The organism is Pseudomonas sp. NFPP24 (assembly GCF_900112095.1).
Lineage (GTDB): Bacteria > Pseudomonadota > Gammaproteobacteria > Pseudomonadales > Pseudomonadaceae > Aquipseudomonas > Aquipseudomonas extremorientalis.
Genome location: NZ_FOKD01000013.1, coordinates 163127 through 179166, shown reverse-complemented (window position 1 = coordinate 179166; position 16040 = coordinate 163127). Strand labels below are relative to the sequence as shown.

Genomic DNA, 16040 nt, shown 5'->3' with positions numbered 1-16040 from the left:
GAGGCCTTAGCGTGGCCCGGAGACCACCAGCATCTGCCCAGGCTTCAGGGCCTGGCCGGTACGCGGGTTCCAGCGCTTGAGGTGTTGCATCTCGACATTGAAGCGCTTGGCGACGATGTACAGCGAGTCGCCTTTCTTGACCTTGTATTGCACCGGTTTCTTGCTGTCGGCCTTGGCCACCAGCTTGCGCGTGTCCTGCATTACCAGGGTCTGGCCGACCTTGAGGGCCTGGCCGTTGAGCTTGTTCCAGCGTTGCAGGTCATGTACGTCGACCTTATTGGCCTTGGCGATCAGCGTCAGGTTGTCGCCGGTGCGTACCTTGTAGCTGCGAGTACGCCCGGCCACCCGTGCGGTCTCGACCTCGTCGAACACCTGCTTTTTCGGACGCATCGCCAGCAATTCTTCAGGCTTCATCGTCGAAAGGGTGCTGGTCAGCAGTTGCGCCTTGGAACTGGGCACCAGCAAATGCTGCGGGCCATCCAGGGTGGTGCGTTGTTTCAGCGCCGGGTTGAGCTGGAACAGTTCGTCTTCGTCGATCTCGGCCAGCGCGGCAACCCGTGACAGGTCCATGCTCTGCTTGACTTCCACCACTTCGAAGTAAGGTTGGTTGGCAATCGGGTTCAGGTTGACGCCGTAGGCCTCGGGTGCCAGCACCACCTGGGACAGCGCCAGGAACTTGGGCACGTAGTCCTTGGTTTCCTGGGGCAGGGGCAGGTTCCAGTAGTCGGTCGGCAGGCCGAGCTTCTCGTTGCGCTCGATGGCCCGGCTCACCGTGCCTTCGCCGGCGTTATAGGCGGCCAGGGCCAGCAGCCAGTCGCCGTTGAACATGTCATGCAGGCGGGTCAGGTAGTCGAGGGCGGCGGTGGTGGAGGCGGTGATGTCGCGACGGCCATCGTAGGCACGGGTCTGGCGCAGGTTGAAGTAGCGCCCGGTGGAGGGGATGAACTGCCAGAGGCCGACCGCATCGCTGCGCGAATAGGCCATCGGATTGTAGGCACTTTCAATCACTGGCAGCAGCGCCAGCTCCAGGGGCATGTTGCGTTCTTCGAGACGTTCGACGATGTAGTGAATGTAGAGGCTGCCGCGTTCTCCGGCATTCTCCAGGAAGGACGGGTTGCTGGCGAACCACAGGCGCTGTTGCTCGATACGCGGGTTGACACCTAGACCCTCCTGCAGTTGAAAGCCCCGGCGCATGCGTTCCCAAACATCCTGGGGTACGTCGGGAGCCGGTTTTTCTGAAAGCCAGATGACGGGTTTCTGTTTGATTTTGGCGGTGAGGTTTGGCTTGGGTTGCACGGTGGATTGTGCGGTGAAATTGCTTGATTGGCAGCCCGCCAGTGTGGCGGACACAGCCACCGCCACAGCTTGAGCCAGGCGGGTCAATGCGTCTGAATGGTTGGATTTACGAATAGATGACGACATTGGCTGGAAGTAAGTTCCGGGCAAAAATGTCGGGCGATTCTAGAAACCCGTTGGGTTCCGGTCAACCATTCAGAAATTGCGTATCAGATTGCTTCCCTTTAGAACTTATCTTTCCAAGCCCTCAAGCTAGCAAACACCTCGGCCCCAGAGCGGTTGTCACGGCCATTCCGTTCGTCCGCTTTTTGTTTAACGGATGTTTCAGAGGTACGCAGAAAGGGGTTGGTCAGCTTTTCCAGGGCCAGGTTGGAAGGCAGCGTGATCTCGCCTCTGGCCCGCAGTTGGCGTACGTTCTCCACTCGTTCGGCTATATCTGTGTTGTCCGGTTCCACAGCTTGGGCGAACTTGAGGTTACTCTGCGTGTATTCGTGGGTGCAGTACACCAGGGTATCGGCGGGCAGGGCGGCCAGGCGCTCGAGGGAGCTGTGCATCTGTTCCGGCGTGCCTTCGAACAGGCGCCCGCAACCGGCGGCGAACAGGGTGTCGCCACACAACAGCACGCCCGGGTGATAAAAGGCGATATGGCCCAGGGTATGGCCGGGAACGCTATAGATGTCGAAGTCCCAGCCGAGTACCGTGATGCGGTCGTTATCGTGCAACGCCACGTCCCGCGCCGGGATCTTCTCGTTGGCCGGGCCGTAGACCTTGGCGTCGGTCTCACGCTTGAGCTGTTCGACACCGCCGACGTGATCGTGGTGATGGTGGGTGATCAGGATGTCGCTGAGGCTCCAGCCAGGGTTCTGTTCGAGCCAGGCCAGCACGGGCGCGGCATCGCCGGGGTCGACCACGGCGCAGCGTTGGGTGCGAGGGTCCTGTAACAACCAGATGTAGTTATCGGTGAAGGCGGGCAGGGCACTGATCTGTATCATTCTTCGATTCGCCAAGCTGAACACATTGGTGCATCTTAGAACGTCTAGGCGAGTTGGAGAATGCAATGACTGATAAAGCGTTCGCCCAGGCCGATCCTGAGTGGCTGGCCCTGATCGGCGCGGCCCGCGAGTGGCTGTCCGGTCCCATCGGGCAATTTCTGCTGGACGAAGAACGGCGCATGCTCGAAGACGAGCTGGGCCGGTTCTTTGGTGGCTATCTGGTGCACTACGGCCCCTCGGCCGAAACGCCGCCCTGCGCGCCGCAGGTGCAACGCAATGTTCGCCTGGGGGCACCGTTGCCAGGCGTGGAGATCGTGTGCGAGGAACAGGCCTGGCCGTTGAGCGAGCATGCTGCCGATGTAGTGGTGTTGCAGCACGGGCTGGATTTCTGCCTGTCGCCCCACGGCTTGTTGCGCGAGGCGGCGAGCAGCGTACGGCCCGGTGGCCATTTGCTGATCGTGGGTATCAACCCCTGGAGCAGTTGGGGCCTGCGCCATGTGTTCGCCCATGACGGCCTGCGCCAGGCGCGCTGCATCTCGCCGCAGCGGGTGGGCGACTGGCTGAACCTGCTGGGCTTCGCGCTGGAGAAACGCCGCTTCGGGTGCTATCGTCCGCCGCTTGCGTCGACCAAGTGGCAGGGCCGCCTGGCCGGCTGGGAACGCCGGGCCGGCGCCTGGCAATTGTCCGGTGGCGGCTTTTACCTGCTGGTGGCGCGCAAGATCGCGGTCGGGCTGCGCCCGTTGCAGCAGGTGCGCCGCGAACCGATGGGCAAGCTGGTGCCATTGCCGATGGCCAAGGTCAACCGCAAGCAAAGCGATGCGTAATCCTCTTTTTGAATTGATACCGAGCAACCGATGACCGATAGCGTAGAACTCTTCACCGATGGCGCCTGCAAGGGCAACCCGGGCCCCGGCGGCTGGGGCGCGTTGCTGGTGTGCAAAGGCGTGGAGAAGGAGTTGTGGGGCGGTGAGGCCAACACCACCAACAACCGCATGGAGCTGATGGGCGCCATTCGTGGCCTGGAAGAACTCAAGCGCCGCTGCAATGTGCTGCTGGTGACCGACTCGCAATACGTGATGAAGGGCATCAACGAGTGGATGGTCAACTGGAAGAAGCGCGGGTGGAAAACCGCCGCCAAGGAACCGGTGAAAAATGCCGACCTGTGGCAATTGCTCGATGAGCAATGCAATCGCCATGACATCACCTGGAAATGGGTACGCGGCCACATCGGCCATCCCGGCAACGAGCGTGCTGACCAGTTGGCCAACCGTGGCGTGGATGAAGTGCGGGGCTACAAGCAGAGTTGAAGGCGACTCACGTGGTAACATCGCGCCCTTTGAAATACACCAAACCGTTGAGAGCTGAACCCTGATGGCCATCCGATCTGTTGTACTCGATACCGAAACCACCGGCATGCCGGTGACCGACGGTCACCGGATCATTGAAATCGGCTGTGTCGAATTGATGGGGCGTCGCCTGACCGGCCGTCACTTCCACGTCTACCTGCAACCGGACCGCGACAGTGACGAAGGCGCAATCGCCGTCCACGGCATCACTGACGAATTTCTCAAGGGCAAGCCGCGCTTCGCCGAAGTCGCCGATGAGTTCTTCGAATTCATCAACGGTGCCCAGTTGATCATCCATAACGCGGCGTTTGACGTCGGCTTCATCAATAACGAGTTTGCCCTGATGGGGCAGACCGATCGCGCGGACATTTCCCGGCACTGCTCGATCCTCGATACCTTGATGATGGCCCGTGAGCGCCACCCGGGTCAGCGCAACAGCCTCGACGCCCTGTGCAAACGTTATGGCGTCGACAACTCCGGCCGTGAGCTCCACGGCGCCTTGCTCGACTCCGAGATTCTCGCTGACGTCTACCTGACCATGACCGGCGGGCAGACCAGCCTGTCCCTGGCGGGCAACGCCTCCGATGGCAGCGGTTCGGCGGAAGGCTCGGGCAACCGTCCTTCGGAAATCCGCCGACTGCCGGCTGATCGCAAGCCGACCACTATCATCCGCGCCAGCGAACAGGACCTCGCGGAACACGCGGCTCGGCTCGAAGCGATCGCCAAATCGGCGGGCGCGCCGGCATTATGGACCCAACTGACCCAGCAATAACCCCTGGCTGAACTCGATTGGAACTGTGGGGGGGGGCTTGCTCCCGATAGGGGCAGGCCAGTCGAAACCTGTGTTGACTGATGTACCGTTATCGCGGGCAGGCCCCCTCCCACAATTGATTTCAATTGCCTGTCAATCTTCATTCGCGTCATGGCCGCCAAGCTTCTACCCTTGAGTGCATAGCCCTCAGGACGACAAGCAAACATGTATAAAGACCTGAAGTTTCCCGTCCTGATCGTGCACCGCGACATCAAGGCCGACACCGTTGCCGGTGACCGGGTCCGAGGCATCGCCCGGGAGTTGGAGCAAGAGGGCTTTTCTATATTTTCCGCGGTGGACTACGCCGAAGGCAGGCTGGTGGCGTCTACCCATCATGGCCTGGCGTGCATGTTGATCGCCGCCGAAGGCGCTGGCGAAAACACCCACCTTCTACAGAACATGGTCGAGCTGATCCGCCTGGCGCGGCTGCGGGCGCCCAACCTGCCGATCTTTGCCCTGGGGGAGCAAGTCACCCTGGAAAACGCGCCTGCCGACGCCATGAGCGAACTCAACCAGTTACGCGGCATCCTGTATCTGTTCGAAGACACCGTGCCGTTTCTCGCCCGGCAAGTCGCCCGTGCGGCACGTACGTATCTGGATGGTCTGTTGCCGCCATTCTTCAAGGCGCTGGTGCAGCACACGGCTGATTCGAACTATTCCTGGCACACACCGGGCCATGGCGGCGGTGTGGCCTATCGCAAAAGCCCGGTGGGGCAAGCGTTCCACCAGTTCTTCGGGGAAAACACACTGCGCTCGGATCTATCGGTCTCGGTGCCCGAGCTGGGTTCGCTGCTGGATCACACCGGGCCGCTGGCCGAAGCCGAAGCCCGTGCTGCGCGTAACTTTGGCGCCGACCATACGTTCTTCGTCATCAACGGCACCTCCACCGCCAACAAAATCGTCTGGCATTCCATGGTCGGGCGCGATGACCTGGTGCTGGTGGACCGCAACTGTCACAAGTCGGTGCTGCATTCGATCATCATGACCGGCGCCATCCCGCTGTACCTGTGCCCGGAGCGCAACGAACTGGGGATCATCGGTCCGATTCCCCTGAGCGAGTTCAGCCCCGAGTCGATCCGCGCCAAGATCGACGCCAGTCCCTTGACCCGTGGCCGCCCGCCGAAAGTGAAAATGGCGGTGGTCACCAATTCCACCTACGACGGCCTGTGCTACAACGCCGAGCTGATCAAGCAGCAATTGGGTAACAGCGTCGAGGTGCTGCATTTTGACGAGGCCTGGTACGCCTACGCGGCGTTTCATGAGTTCTTCGCCGGGCGCTACGGCATGGGCACCTCGCGCACGGCGGACAGCCCGCTGGTGTTTACCACTCACTCCACCCACAAACTGCTGGCAGCTTTCAGCCAGGCTTCGATGATCCATGTGCAGGACGGTGGCGCACGCCAGCTCGACCGTGACCGTTTCAATGAAGCGTTCATGATGCATATCTCCACATCGCCGCAATACAGCATCATTGCCTCCCTGGACGTGGCTTCGGCAATGATGGAAGGCCCGGCCGGGCGTTCGCTGTTGCAGGAGATGTTTGATGAGGCGCTGAGCTTCCGCCGCGCCCTGGCCAATCTGCGCCAGCATATCGCCGCCGAGGACTGGTGGTTTTCCATCTGGCAGCCACCGTCGGTGGCGGGGATCGACAAGGTCGCCACCGCCGATTGGTTATTGCATCCCCAGGATGACTGGCATGGCTTCGGTGACGTAGCCGAGGACTACGTGCTGCTCGACCCGATCAAAGTGACCCTGGTAATGCCCGGTCTCAATGCCGGCGGTGCCTTGAGCGATTGCGGGATCCCGGCGGCGGTGGTCAGCAAGTTCCTCTGGGAGCGCGGCCTGGTAGTGGAAAAGACCGGGCTGTATTCCTTCCTCGTGCTGTTCTCCATGGGCATTACCAAAGGTAAATGGAGTACCTTGCTCACCGAATTGCTGGAATTCAAGCGCAGTTACGACGCCAATATCAGCCTGGCCAGTTGTTTGCCATCGGTGTTTGCCCAAGGGCCGACGCGCTACCAAAGCCTGGGCTTGCGCGACCTGTGTGACCAGTTGCACAGCTGTTATCGCAGCAACGCCACGGCCAGGCATTTGAAGCGCATGTACACCGTATTGCCGGAAATCGCGATGAAGCCCGCCGACGCCTACGACCAATTGGTGAGGGGCGAAGTGGAGGCGGTTTCCATCGACGCCTTGCCAGGACGCATCGCAGCCGTGATGCTGGTGCCTTATCCGCCCGGCATTCCGTTGATCATGCCGGGCGAGCGCTTTACCGAGTCGACGCGCTCGATCATCGACTACCTGGCGTTTGCCCGGACGTTCGATAGCAGTTTCCCCGGTTTTGTCGCCGATGTTCATGGGTTGCAACGCGAGGATGATGGCAGCGGTCGTTGTTACACCGTCGATTGCATCAAGGGTTAAGGATGTTTATGCAGGCTGTAATGAACCCGAAGTATCCCGGACTCAGTGTGCGGGTCGCAGATGAAGGCTTTGATGCCTATGTGTGGGGCAATGACTTCAGCTTTGAGGTCAGCGCCTACGGTGAGCCGCAGATGGGCAAGCGGGTCGATCAATGGCCCGTGGAGCGTATCTTGCCGTACCGCAAGTGCTACGGCATTGACCCTGAGGAGTTCGCCAGTTTCCGTGACGCGCCCGACAGTGCGATCTTCATGGCCTACCTGGACGACCGGGCGGTGGGGCACATCGTGGTCAGCACCAACTGGAACGGCTTTGCCCATGTCGACGAGTTGGCGGTGGCCTTGCCTGCGCGCCGCCACGGAGTAGCCAAGGCGTTGCTGGATGTGGCGCAGTTCTGGAGTCGCAAGAAAAACCTCCCCGGCATGATGCTCGAAACCCAGAACAACAACCTCGGTGCCTGCCGCTTGTACGAGCGTTGCGGCTATGTGATGGGCGGCATCGACCATCTGCGCTATCGCGGTATCGACCCGCAGACCCGCGAAGTGGCGATATTCTGGTATCGGTTGTTCAAGAGCGAAGCCGGCAACGCTTAACCCGCCAACAAACCCTCGGCCTTCTGCGTCACGATCTCCAGCAGCGCATTCAGCGCCGGGGAGGTCGGGCCATCCTTGAGGGTCAGCGCATACAGGCTGATCATGATCGGCGGCGACACCGGGCACGCATCCAGCCCGGCCTCGCGGGCTCCGAACGCGGTGAACGGGTCGACCACCGCCAGGCCTTCGCCTGCTTCCACCATGCTGCGCATCATCTGGTAGGTCTGCACCCGCGTCTGCACCACCGGCAGCGGGCGCAAGGCTTGCAGCTTGGCGTCCAGCAGGCGGCTGAGCGGGTCCTGGCCCTCCAGGCCGATCATCGATTGTCCGGCGAGGTCCTGCAGCGCAATGTACTTCTGCTTGGGTTTGAGCCAACCATGGGGGGCCAGCAGTTGCAGCTTGCCCTGGGCGAGTACGGTGCAGTGGATCTGCGGGTGCTCCGGGTCATGCAGGCTCAAACCCACGTCGGCTTCGTGCAGCAGCAGGCTCCTGATGATCTCCCGGGTGGGTTGGCTCGACAGGTTGCAGGGCGTGTCCTGGAAGCGTCGGCGCAGCACCGCAATACTGTGCGGCAACAGCTGATTGGCCAGCGGCGGTGTGCAGAGCACGCGCAGGGCAGGGGCATGATGGTTTTTCAGGCGGCTGGCCAGGCGTTGCACCGGCTCCAGGGCCTCATACACATGGGCAATTTCCGCCTGCAGTTCCAGGGTTTCCCGGGTAGCTTGCAAACGCCCGCGCACACTGGCGAACAACATGAAGCCGAGCTGTTGCTCGGCGTCCTTGAGCGCCGCGTCCACATCGCCCACGGGAAGTTGCAACCACTCGGCGGCCGTGCCGAGGTGTCCGGTCTGCAAGATGGCCTGAATCACTTCGATATGACGTAAACGCATCGCCGGAGTCTATGTGCAGCGAGCCGGGTATTCAATAGAATGGCTTCGCTGATCATTAACGACCAAAGCCGGCTGCCGGCATTAACAACAAAAACAGGTCTGGTCTCACATGCCTCTACCCTCGATATTCCTCGGGGTAACGGTCAAGCAACTGCTGGTCCTGGTGACCGTAGGGTGCGTGGCTGCTTATCTCTTCAACAGTCAAAACGAAACCGCGCCGGAAAACCTGGCACTTGAAGCGTTTATCCGTTCCCAGGAACAGGTCATCGAACAGGTGGGGGCGGTGTTGGGAATTGAACTGGTCAGGCAGGTGGTGGCGCACCCAGGCTACAACACGGCGGGCTACCAGCGTTCCATGTTCGCGGTGGAGGGTGAGCGGGGGCGATTGGTGGTGACCGTGAAGAAGGTCGAGGGCGAGCAGGGCATTGAAGTCACCGAGATCCGTCGCCCGTGATCACCCCAGCCCAGTCAACGCCGTCAATGGCCAGGACTGAGCAGGTGGATAAGGCGGGATCTTATGACGCGAGGGTGGTTTGCGATTCGCGCACGAGAATGGTGCCCGACTGGATCAGCTTGAATTCGTCGCCTTCCAGTTTCTCTACACGGTCGCCAATGGCCAGCTTGTAGGTAATGGTAGGTGCCGAGCCAGCCAGGTCGCCTTGCGCCGGGTTGGATTCCTGGAACTCATGCACCGAATACACGCGTCCCTCTGCGTCTCTGGCATGAAACTGTCCGACTAGTACTGCTGCCATCTGTTTAGAACCTCTGGAGATAAACACTCGATTTGCGGTTCTGTAGACCGTCATGGAGCTGGGTAGTTTACTTACGGAATAAAAATACTATTCGCCGATGTTTTCAGATGCTTCCTACATGATGCTGCGCAATGCAGGTGCCCGCAGGATTATCAAAAACCTTCTGGTGAACCCGTCGCGAAGACTTTATAACTACAAGCTCCTTTAGTCAGACGTCGGGAAGCCCCAATGAGCAAGGTCTACACCATCGCCGTCGTGGTCGGCAGCTTGAGAAAAGACTCGATCAACCGCAAGGTTGCCCTGGCATTGGCTGAACTGGCCCCTGCCAACCTGAAGTTGAACATTGTGGAAATTGGCGATTTGCCGCTCTACAACGAAGACATTGACGGAGCATCACCGCCGGCAGCCTACAGTACTTTCCGCAAACAGGTGAGCTCATCCGACGCGGTGTTATTCGTGACCCCGGAATACAACCGCTCCGTCCCGGCCCCGTTGAAGAATGCCATCGACGTGGGTTCCCGGCCGTACGGGCAGAGCGCCTGGAGTGGCAAGCCGGGGGCGATCATCAGCGTATCGCCGGGTGCGATTGGCGGGTTTGGCGCCAACCATCACCTGCGCCAGTCCCTGGTATTCCTCGATGTGCCGTGCATGCAGCAGCCGGAGGCCTACCTGGGCGGCGCGGGCAGTGTGTTCGATGAGGCGGGCAAGGTGTCCGAGAAGACCAGACCGTTCCTGCAGGCCTTCATCGATGCCTACGGTAAATGGGTCGAAAAACAGCTCGCTTGATCGGGCAATCAGGTCCAGCAGTGGGAGCAAGCTCCCACGCTGGGTTCAGCGCAGCCAGTTGGTGCGTGCCAGTTCGATCACCTCATCGCCACGCCCACTCATCACCGCCTTGAGCATGTACAGGCTGAACCCCTTGGCCTGTTCCAGCTTGATCGTCGGCGGCATCACCAATTCCTGAGTGGCGGTGACCACATCCACCAGCACCGGGCCGTCATGGGCCAGGGCGCGGCGCAGGGCCGGTTCCAGGTCTTCGGATTGCTCCACGCGAATGCCTAGGATGCCCATGGCGTTGGACATGGCGGCGAAATCCGGGTTTTTCAGCTCGGTGCCGGCGTCCAGGTAGCCCGCCGCCTTCATTTCCATGGCGACAAAGCCCAGGGACGAGTTATCGAATACGATGACTTTGACTGGCAGCTTCAGTTGCGCCAGCGAGATAAAGTCGCCCATCAGCATGGCGAAACCGCCGTCACCCGACATCGAGATCACCTGGCGATTCGGGAATGCCGCCTGCGCACCAATGGCCTGGGGCATGGCATTGGCCATCGAACCATGGTTGAACGAACCGATCAGGCGGCGCTTGCCGTTCATCTTCAAATAGCGCGCTGCCCACACGGTGGGAGAGCCGACATCGGCGGTGAAGATCGCATCGTCATCCGCCAACTCACTGAGCAGGCGTGCCACGTACTGTGGGTGAATCGGCCGGTTGGCTTTCGACGGCTGGGCCAGGTCGTCCAGCCCTTGACGGGCTTTTTCATAATGCTTCAAGGACGTTTCGAGAAAGCTGCGATCAGTCTTGCGCGTTAACCTTGGCAGCAGCGCAGCGAGGGTTTCGCTGACGTCGGCGGCAATACCCAGGTCCAGCGTGGCACGTCGACCGAGTGCCTGTGGGTTGCGGTCGACCTGGATGATCTTGGCGTCGGTGGGGTAGAACTGGCGGTAAGGGAAATCGGTGCCGAGCATGATCAGCGTGTCGCAGTCGAGCATGGCGTGGTAGCCGGAGCTGAAACCGATCAGGCCGGTCATGCCGACGTCGAACGGGTTATCCCACTCCACATGCTCCTTGCCACGTAGCGCGTGTACCACGGGGGCGCCCAGTGCGTCGGCGAGGGCGACTACTTGATCATGGGCTCCGGCACACCCGCTGCCGCACAGCAGGGTGACCTTGCGGCTGTTTTCGAGGATATCAGTGAGGCGTTGCAGGTCCTGTTCCGCTGGCAGCGTACGCGGTGCATGCAGGGCGGGCCACGGCTTGAGTTTGTCCTCGACCTCCAGCAGCGATACATCGCCCGGTATGACCACCACGGCCACTCCGCGATTGAGGATCGCCGAACGCATGGCGCGATGCAGTACCTGGGGCATCTGCTCGGGGTTGGTGACCAGCTCGATAAAGTGGCTGCATTCCTTGAACAGTTCCTGGGGATGGGTTTCCTGGAAGTAGTTCAGGCCAATCTCTGAAGATGGAATTTGCGCGGCAATCGCCAGCACCGGCACATGGTTGCGATGGCAATCGAACAGTCCGTTGATCAAATGCAGGTTGCCCGGCCCGCAACTGCCAGCGCACACCGTCAGCTCGCCAGTAGCAGCCGCTTCGGCACCGGCGGCGAACGCCGCCACTTCTTCGTGGCGCACGTGCATCCACTCGATGCTGTCCATGGTGCGCAGCGCGTCGGTGAGGCCGTTGAGGCTGTCGCCGGTCAGCCCCCAGATGCGCTTGATGCCCGCCTGTTCAAGGGTGGTCGCCAATTGCTGGGCCAGGTTGATTTTCGCCATGAAGAACTCCAATCGTCAGTGAGGTTAAAAACTGCTGATCAATAGGGGACAGTTCGATCACGGCGAATGCTCCGCCTTTAATGTGAAGATTGCGTCATGGCCGCGCGGTATTGCCGGGTGCGCCGGGCCAGAAACCATTGGTCACGCACCAGCGCCATGCAAGGTGCGACGTGGGCCTTGGGCAGATGGCCGCGGCTGAGGCGGCGCATCTGGTAGCGCACCACGGCGAGAATGGCCAGGGATGCCAGGGGCTTGCGCTTCCAGTCGATGGGTTTGAGTTGCGGGTTGGGGTCGCGGCCTTCGCGCCAGTGCTGGATCAGTTGCGGTTCCAGCGTCAGGGCGGTGGCGATGCCGGCCATGGCGATACCGCTGTCGAGCACTTGTTGCACGATGGGCAGGCGACGGATGCCGCCGGTGACCATCACCGGCATCTGGGCAATGGCGGCGACTTCGCTGGCGAATTCGAGGAAATACGCCTCCCGGGCCAGGGTCCGGCCGTCCCGTGCTTCGCCTTGCATGGCCGGTGCTTCATAGCTGCCGCCGGACAATTCCAGTAGGTCGATGGACAGCGGATTGAGCATCTCGACCACGGCGCGTGCATCCGCTTCTTCGAACCCACCGCGCTGGAAATCAGCGGAGTTGAGTTTGACCGACACACAAAACGACGGGCTGACACTGGTGCGGACCGCACGGATCACGTCCAGGAGCAGGCGTGCACGGTTCTCCAGTGAACCGCCCCAGCGATCCGTACGTTGGTTGCTCAACGGCGACAGGAATTGGCTGAGCAAGTAGCCGTGTGCGCCGTGGATCTGTACGCCGGTAAAACCGGCTTTCTCGGCCAGGCGGGCGCTGGTGGCGAAGCGCTGGATCACGTCCTGGATGTCGGCCTCGGTCATGGCCTTGGGCGTGGCAAACATCTTCGAGAAACCGCCGAGGTCGAGCGCCACGGCGGACGGTGCAATGGCCTGCTGGCGCAGGTTGGCGGGTGTCTGGCGCCCAGGATGGCTGAGTTGCACCCAGAAGTGCACGTTCTTGCGCCGCGCCACGTCGGCCCATTCGCGAAAGCGCTGCAGTTGCTGCTCGTCCTCAAGGGCAACGCCGCCGGGGCCGGTCATGGCGCGGCGGTCGACCATCACGTTGCCGCTGATCAACAGGCCCGGCTCGCCATCGGCCCAGGCCGTGTAGAGCTGCTTCAGCTCGGGGGAGGGCGCTTGCCGGGCGTCCGCCATGTTCTCTTCCATCGCCGCCTTGGCGATACGGTTGGAAAGGACTTGGCCATTGGGCAGTTGCAGGGTTTCAAAGGGCGACATGAGTTGACTCCTGAGCAGGGGAAGCCTCAGGCTAAGCTTAAAGGTAACTTTAAGGTCAAGCAGGTAGTTCGATGAATATTGGAGAACTGGCAAAACAGAGTGGGCTGGCGGCGTCGCGTATCCGGTTCTATGAGGCGCAGGGCCTGATCAGCCAAGTGGGGCGGCAGGCCAATGGCTATCGACGCTATGCACCCGAAGCGCTGCAGACCCTGCAACTGATCCAGAGCGCGCAGCAGGCCGGGTTCACCTTGCAGGAACTCAAGGCGTTGATGCCCGCGCCAGGGGAGCACAAGCGTGAGGCGTTGCTTGAAGCGCTGGAGCGCAAGGTGGAGCAGATTGAGGCCATGCAGGCGCAGTTGGCCCACAGCAAGGCGCAACTACTGGGTGTGATCGAGGCAGTGCAGGCGCAGCCGGAAGGGGTGCCGTGTTCGATGGGGCAGAAGCAGGTGCTGGCGTCGATCAAGACCGGTCTACAGAGCAAGTAGATGCCAATGTGGGAGGGGGCTTGCCCCCGATAGCAGAGGGCCAGTCAACAGATTCATTGACTGATCCACCGCCATCGGAGGCAAGCCCCCTCCCACCTTTGATACTCAGCGCCGGCGGAACAACGGCAACGGCTCATCCGTTGCCGCCTGGTACGTCACCGAGAAGTCCTTGAGGCTCTCCAGTGCTTCGTACGGGTCTTTATCGGCGCGCAGGGCGAAGGCATCGAACCCGCAGCGGCGCAGGTAGAACAGCTGGTCGCGCAGCACGTCGCCAATCGCACGCAACTCCCCCTTGTAACCGTAGCGGTCACGCAGCAGGCGCGCATTGGAGTAGTTGCGACCGTCGGTGAAGGCCGGGAAGTTCAGGGCGATGACCTGGAAGTGTTCCACGTCGTCGCCGATCTCCTCGGCTTCTTCATCGGCGTCCAGCCACACACCCAGGCCGCCGTCGCGGGCCTTGAGGGCGTGGCCGTGTTCGCGCCACAGGGCCAACGGCACGATCAGGTCGTCGCAGTTGGAAATGCCGTCGAAGCTCGCGTCCTTGGGCAGCAGGTGCCAGGTTTCGTCGAGGACTTCGTTGTTCTTAATGATTCGCTGCATAGACGCGCTCCTTGAACAGGTCGATGCCGATGCGCTGGTAGGTGTCGATGAAGCGCTCATCTTCGGTGCGCTGTTCGATGTACACGTCGATCAGCTTGCCGATCACCTCGGGCATGGCTTCCTGGGCGAAGGATGGGCCAAGGATCTTGCCCAGACTCGCATCGCGGCTGGCGCTGCCACCCAGGGACACTTGGTAGAATTCTTCGCCTTTCTTGTCCACGCCCAGGATGCCGATGTGGCCGACGTGGTGGTGACCACAGGCGTTCATGCAGCCGGAGATGTTCAGGTCCAGCTCGCCGATGTCGAACAGGTAGTCCAGGTCGTCGAAACGGCGCTGGATCGATTCGGCGATCGGGATCGACTTGGCGTTGGCCAGGGAGCAGAAATCGCCGCCCGGGCAGCAGATGATGTCGGTCAGCAGGCCAATGTTCGGCGTGGCGAAACCGCCTTCGCGCAGCTCGCCCCACAGAGTGAACAACTGGCTCTGCTCAACGTCCGCGAGAATGATGTTCTGCTCGTGGGAGGTGCGCAGTTGACCGAAGCTGTAGCGCTCGGCCAGGTCGGCGACGGCGTCCAGCTGTTTGTCGGTAATATCGCCCGGCGCTACGCCGGTAGGTTTCAACGACAAGGTCACCGCCACATAACCCGGCTTTTTGTGCGCCAGGGTATTGCGGGCACGCCAGCGGGCGAAGCCTGGATGTTCTTTATCCAGCGCGGCGAACTCGGCGTCCTGATTGCTCAAGACCTTGTACTCAGGGTCGACGAAGTGCTTGGCCACACGATGCACTTCAGCTTCGGTCAGGGTGGTCTGGCCGCCGCGCAGGTGTTCCATCTCGGCATCGACTTTCTGGGCGAAGACCTCTGGGGTCAGCGCCTTGACCAGGATCTTGATCCGGGCCTTGTACTTGTTGTCTCGACGGCCGTAGCGGTTGTAGACCCGCAGGATCGCGTCGAGGTAGCTCAACAGGTCCTGCCATGGCAGGAATTCATTGATAAATGCGCCGACCACCGGGGTACGGCCGAGGCCGCCGCCCACCAGTACGCGGAAGCCCAGCTCGCCGGCCGCGTTGTACACCGGCTCCAGGCCGATATCGTGCACTTCGATGGCCGCGCGGTCTGAGGTCGAGCCATTGATGGCGATCTTGAACTTGCGCGGCAGGTAGGCGAATTCGGGGTGAAAGGTGGTCCACTGACGCACGATTTCACACCACGGGCGTGGGTCGATCAGCTCGTCGGCGGCGACACCGGCGAATTGGTCGGTGGTCACGTTGCGCAGGCAGTTACCGCTGGTCTGAATGGCGTGCATCTGCACGGTGGCCAGCTCGGCCAGGATATCCGGCACGTCTTCCAGGGCCGGCCAGTTGAACTGTACGTTCTGGCGGGTACTGATGTGGGCGTAGCCTTTGTCGTAGTCGCGGGCAATCTTGGCCATCATGCGTACCTGGCGCGACGTCAGTTGGCCGTAGGGCACGGCCACCCGCAGCATCGGCGCAAAGCGCTGAACATAAAGGCCATTTTGCAGGCGCAGAGGGCGGAACTCTTCTTCGCTCAGTTCACCTGCCAGATAGCGTCGGGTCTGATCACGGAACTGCTTGACGCGGTCCTCGATGATGCGCTGATCGTATTCGTCGTATACGTACATATAGGTCCTGTTCTCGGCAAATCTGCGCGCACGGCCGCGCACTCCCAACGGAGCCGGCGCACGATACCAGTTTGCGTTTATGCGCAAAAGTGATGTTTGAGTATATGCAAATAACCAAATTGACTAATGAGAACCGTTATCGCCATACCCACATTTGTCATGCGGGCAATCGTCGACTTTACTGTGAGCGTGTTTAAGCGTTATCTCCTATAAAACCGACAAGAGGCGATGCGATGAGCAATCCGACAAAAGCCCGTAAACCTGATAGTACCGTTGATGCCTGGGCCATTCTGTTTCTGATCATCCTGGTGGTGGGAACCGCCGTATTCTGGGTGAGCCACCAGTAAAG

The 16040-nt window shown here is 61.0% G+C and carries 16 protein-coding genes; 8 read left to right on the top strand and 8 right to left on the bottom strand.

Annotated elements, in window-relative coordinates; translation table 11 throughout:
* Nucleotides 1-6: 6 nt before the first annotated feature.
* Together BM026_RS24600 and gloB are read right to left on the bottom strand one after the other, a co-directional pair.
* On the bottom strand, nucleotides 7-1422 hold the full coding sequence (locus BM026_RS24600) for a lytic transglycosylase domain-containing protein (RefSeq protein ID WP_092248861.1): 1416 nt from the start codon (nucleotides 1420-1422) through the stop codon (nucleotides 7-9).
* Between the two features lie 98 nt (nucleotides 1423-1520).
* The gene (gene gloB / locus BM026_RS24595) at nucleotides 1521-2288 is read right to left on the bottom strand and encodes a hydroxyacylglutathione hydrolase (RefSeq protein WP_092248864.1); all 768 of its coding nucleotides are present in this window, start codon (nucleotides 2286-2288) and stop codon (nucleotides 1521-1523) included.
* Nucleotides 2289-2353: 65 nt separating this feature from the next.
* On the opposite strand from gloB, the gene BM026_RS24590 reads away from it, so the two are divergent.
* From BM026_RS24590 to BM026_RS24570, 5 genes are all read left to right on the top strand, one after another.
* Nucleotides 2354-3112: a class I SAM-dependent methyltransferase gene (locus BM026_RS24590; protein ID WP_071490683.1), complete on the top strand. Its 759-nt coding sequence runs from the start codon at nucleotides 2354-2356 to the stop codon at nucleotides 3110-3112.
* Nucleotides 3113-3142: 30 nt separating this feature from the next.
* A complete protein-coding gene (rnhA, locus tag BM026_RS24585) occupies nucleotides 3143-3595 on the top strand; it encodes a ribonuclease HI (protein ID WP_003173571.1) in 453 nt (150 codons plus the stop codon).
* 70 nt (nucleotides 3596-3665) lie between these two features.
* Complete coding sequence (gene dnaQ, locus BM026_RS24580; protein WP_165447934.1) at nucleotides 3666-4406, top strand: DNA polymerase III subunit epsilon; 741 nt, start codon at nucleotides 3666-3668, stop codon at nucleotides 4404-4406.
* 204 nt (nucleotides 4407-4610) lie between these two features.
* Nucleotides 4611-6866, top strand: a complete 2256-nt coding sequence (locus tag BM026_RS24575; RefSeq protein WP_093530423.1) for an Orn/Lys/Arg family decarboxylase — start codon at nucleotides 4611-4613, stop codon at nucleotides 6864-6866.
* A gap of 8 nt (nucleotides 6867-6874) precedes the next feature.
* On the top strand, nucleotides 6875-7456 hold the full coding sequence (locus BM026_RS24570; protein WP_083351445.1) for a GNAT family N-acetyltransferase: 582 nt from the start codon (nucleotides 6875-6877) through the stop codon (nucleotides 7454-7456).
* On the opposite strand, the gene BM026_RS24565 is transcribed toward BM026_RS24570, so the two are convergent.
* Complete coding sequence (locus tag BM026_RS24565) at nucleotides 7453-8346, bottom strand: LysR substrate-binding domain-containing protein (RefSeq protein ID WP_092248871.1); 894 nt, start codon at nucleotides 8344-8346, stop codon at nucleotides 7453-7455. The genes BM026_RS24570 and BM026_RS24565 overlap by 4 nt on opposite strands.
* Before the next feature lie 109 nt (nucleotides 8347-8455).
* On the opposite strand from BM026_RS24565, the gene BM026_RS24560 reads away from it, so the two are divergent.
* Nucleotides 8456-8800, top strand: coding sequence for a hypothetical protein (locus tag BM026_RS24560; protein WP_092248874.1), 345 nt, complete (start codon nucleotides 8456-8458; stop codon nucleotides 8798-8800).
* A 61-nt stretch (nucleotides 8801-8861) separates the two neighbouring features.
* Here BM026_RS24560 and BM026_RS24555 read toward each other — a convergent pair whose 3' ends face one another.
* Entirely contained in the window at nucleotides 8862-9098 is a 237-nt protein-coding gene (locus tag BM026_RS24555) for a hypothetical protein (RefSeq protein WP_058426290.1), read from the bottom strand.
* A gap of 228 nt (nucleotides 9099-9326) precedes the next feature.
* Between BM026_RS24555 and BM026_RS24550 the strand changes: the two genes are divergently transcribed.
* The gene (locus tag BM026_RS24550) at nucleotides 9327-9884 is read left to right on the top strand and encodes an NADPH-dependent FMN reductase (protein ID WP_071490677.1); all 558 of its coding nucleotides are present in this window, start codon (nucleotides 9327-9329) and stop codon (nucleotides 9882-9884) included.
* A gap of 45 nt (nucleotides 9885-9929) precedes the next feature.
* Here BM026_RS24550 and poxB read toward each other — a convergent pair whose 3' ends face one another.
* Both poxB and BM026_RS24540 read right to left on the bottom strand, forming a co-directional pair.
* Nucleotides 9930-11654: a ubiquinone-dependent pyruvate dehydrogenase gene (poxB, locus tag BM026_RS24545; RefSeq protein ID WP_092248880.1), complete on the bottom strand. Its 1725-nt coding sequence runs from the start codon at nucleotides 11652-11654 to the stop codon at nucleotides 9930-9932.
* A gap of 77 nt (nucleotides 11655-11731) precedes the next feature.
* The gene (locus BM026_RS24540) at nucleotides 11732-12964 is read right to left on the bottom strand and encodes an NADH:flavin oxidoreductase/NADH oxidase family protein (protein ID WP_093530421.1); all 1233 of its coding nucleotides are present in this window, start codon (nucleotides 12962-12964) and stop codon (nucleotides 11732-11734) included.
* 71 nt (nucleotides 12965-13035) lie between these two features.
* Between BM026_RS24540 and BM026_RS24535 the strand changes: the two genes are divergently transcribed.
* Nucleotides 13036-13449, top strand: coding sequence for a MerR family transcriptional regulator (locus tag BM026_RS24535; protein WP_093514529.1), 414 nt, complete (start codon nucleotides 13036-13038; stop codon nucleotides 13447-13449).
* Between the two features lie 105 nt (nucleotides 13450-13554).
* On the opposite strand, the gene BM026_RS24530 is transcribed toward BM026_RS24535, so the two are convergent.
* Entirely contained in the window at nucleotides 13555-14049 is a 495-nt protein-coding gene (locus BM026_RS24530; RefSeq protein ID WP_048727764.1) for a DUF934 domain-containing protein, read from the bottom strand.
* Nucleotides 14033-15691 (bottom strand): nitrite/sulfite reductase, encoded by a 1659-nt coding sequence (locus tag BM026_RS24525; protein ID WP_071490673.1) that lies wholly within the window; start codon nucleotides 15689-15691, stop codon nucleotides 14033-14035. The genes BM026_RS24530 and BM026_RS24525 overlap by 17 nt, the downstream gene beginning before the upstream one ends.
* Nucleotides 15692-16040 lie beyond the last annotated feature (349 nt).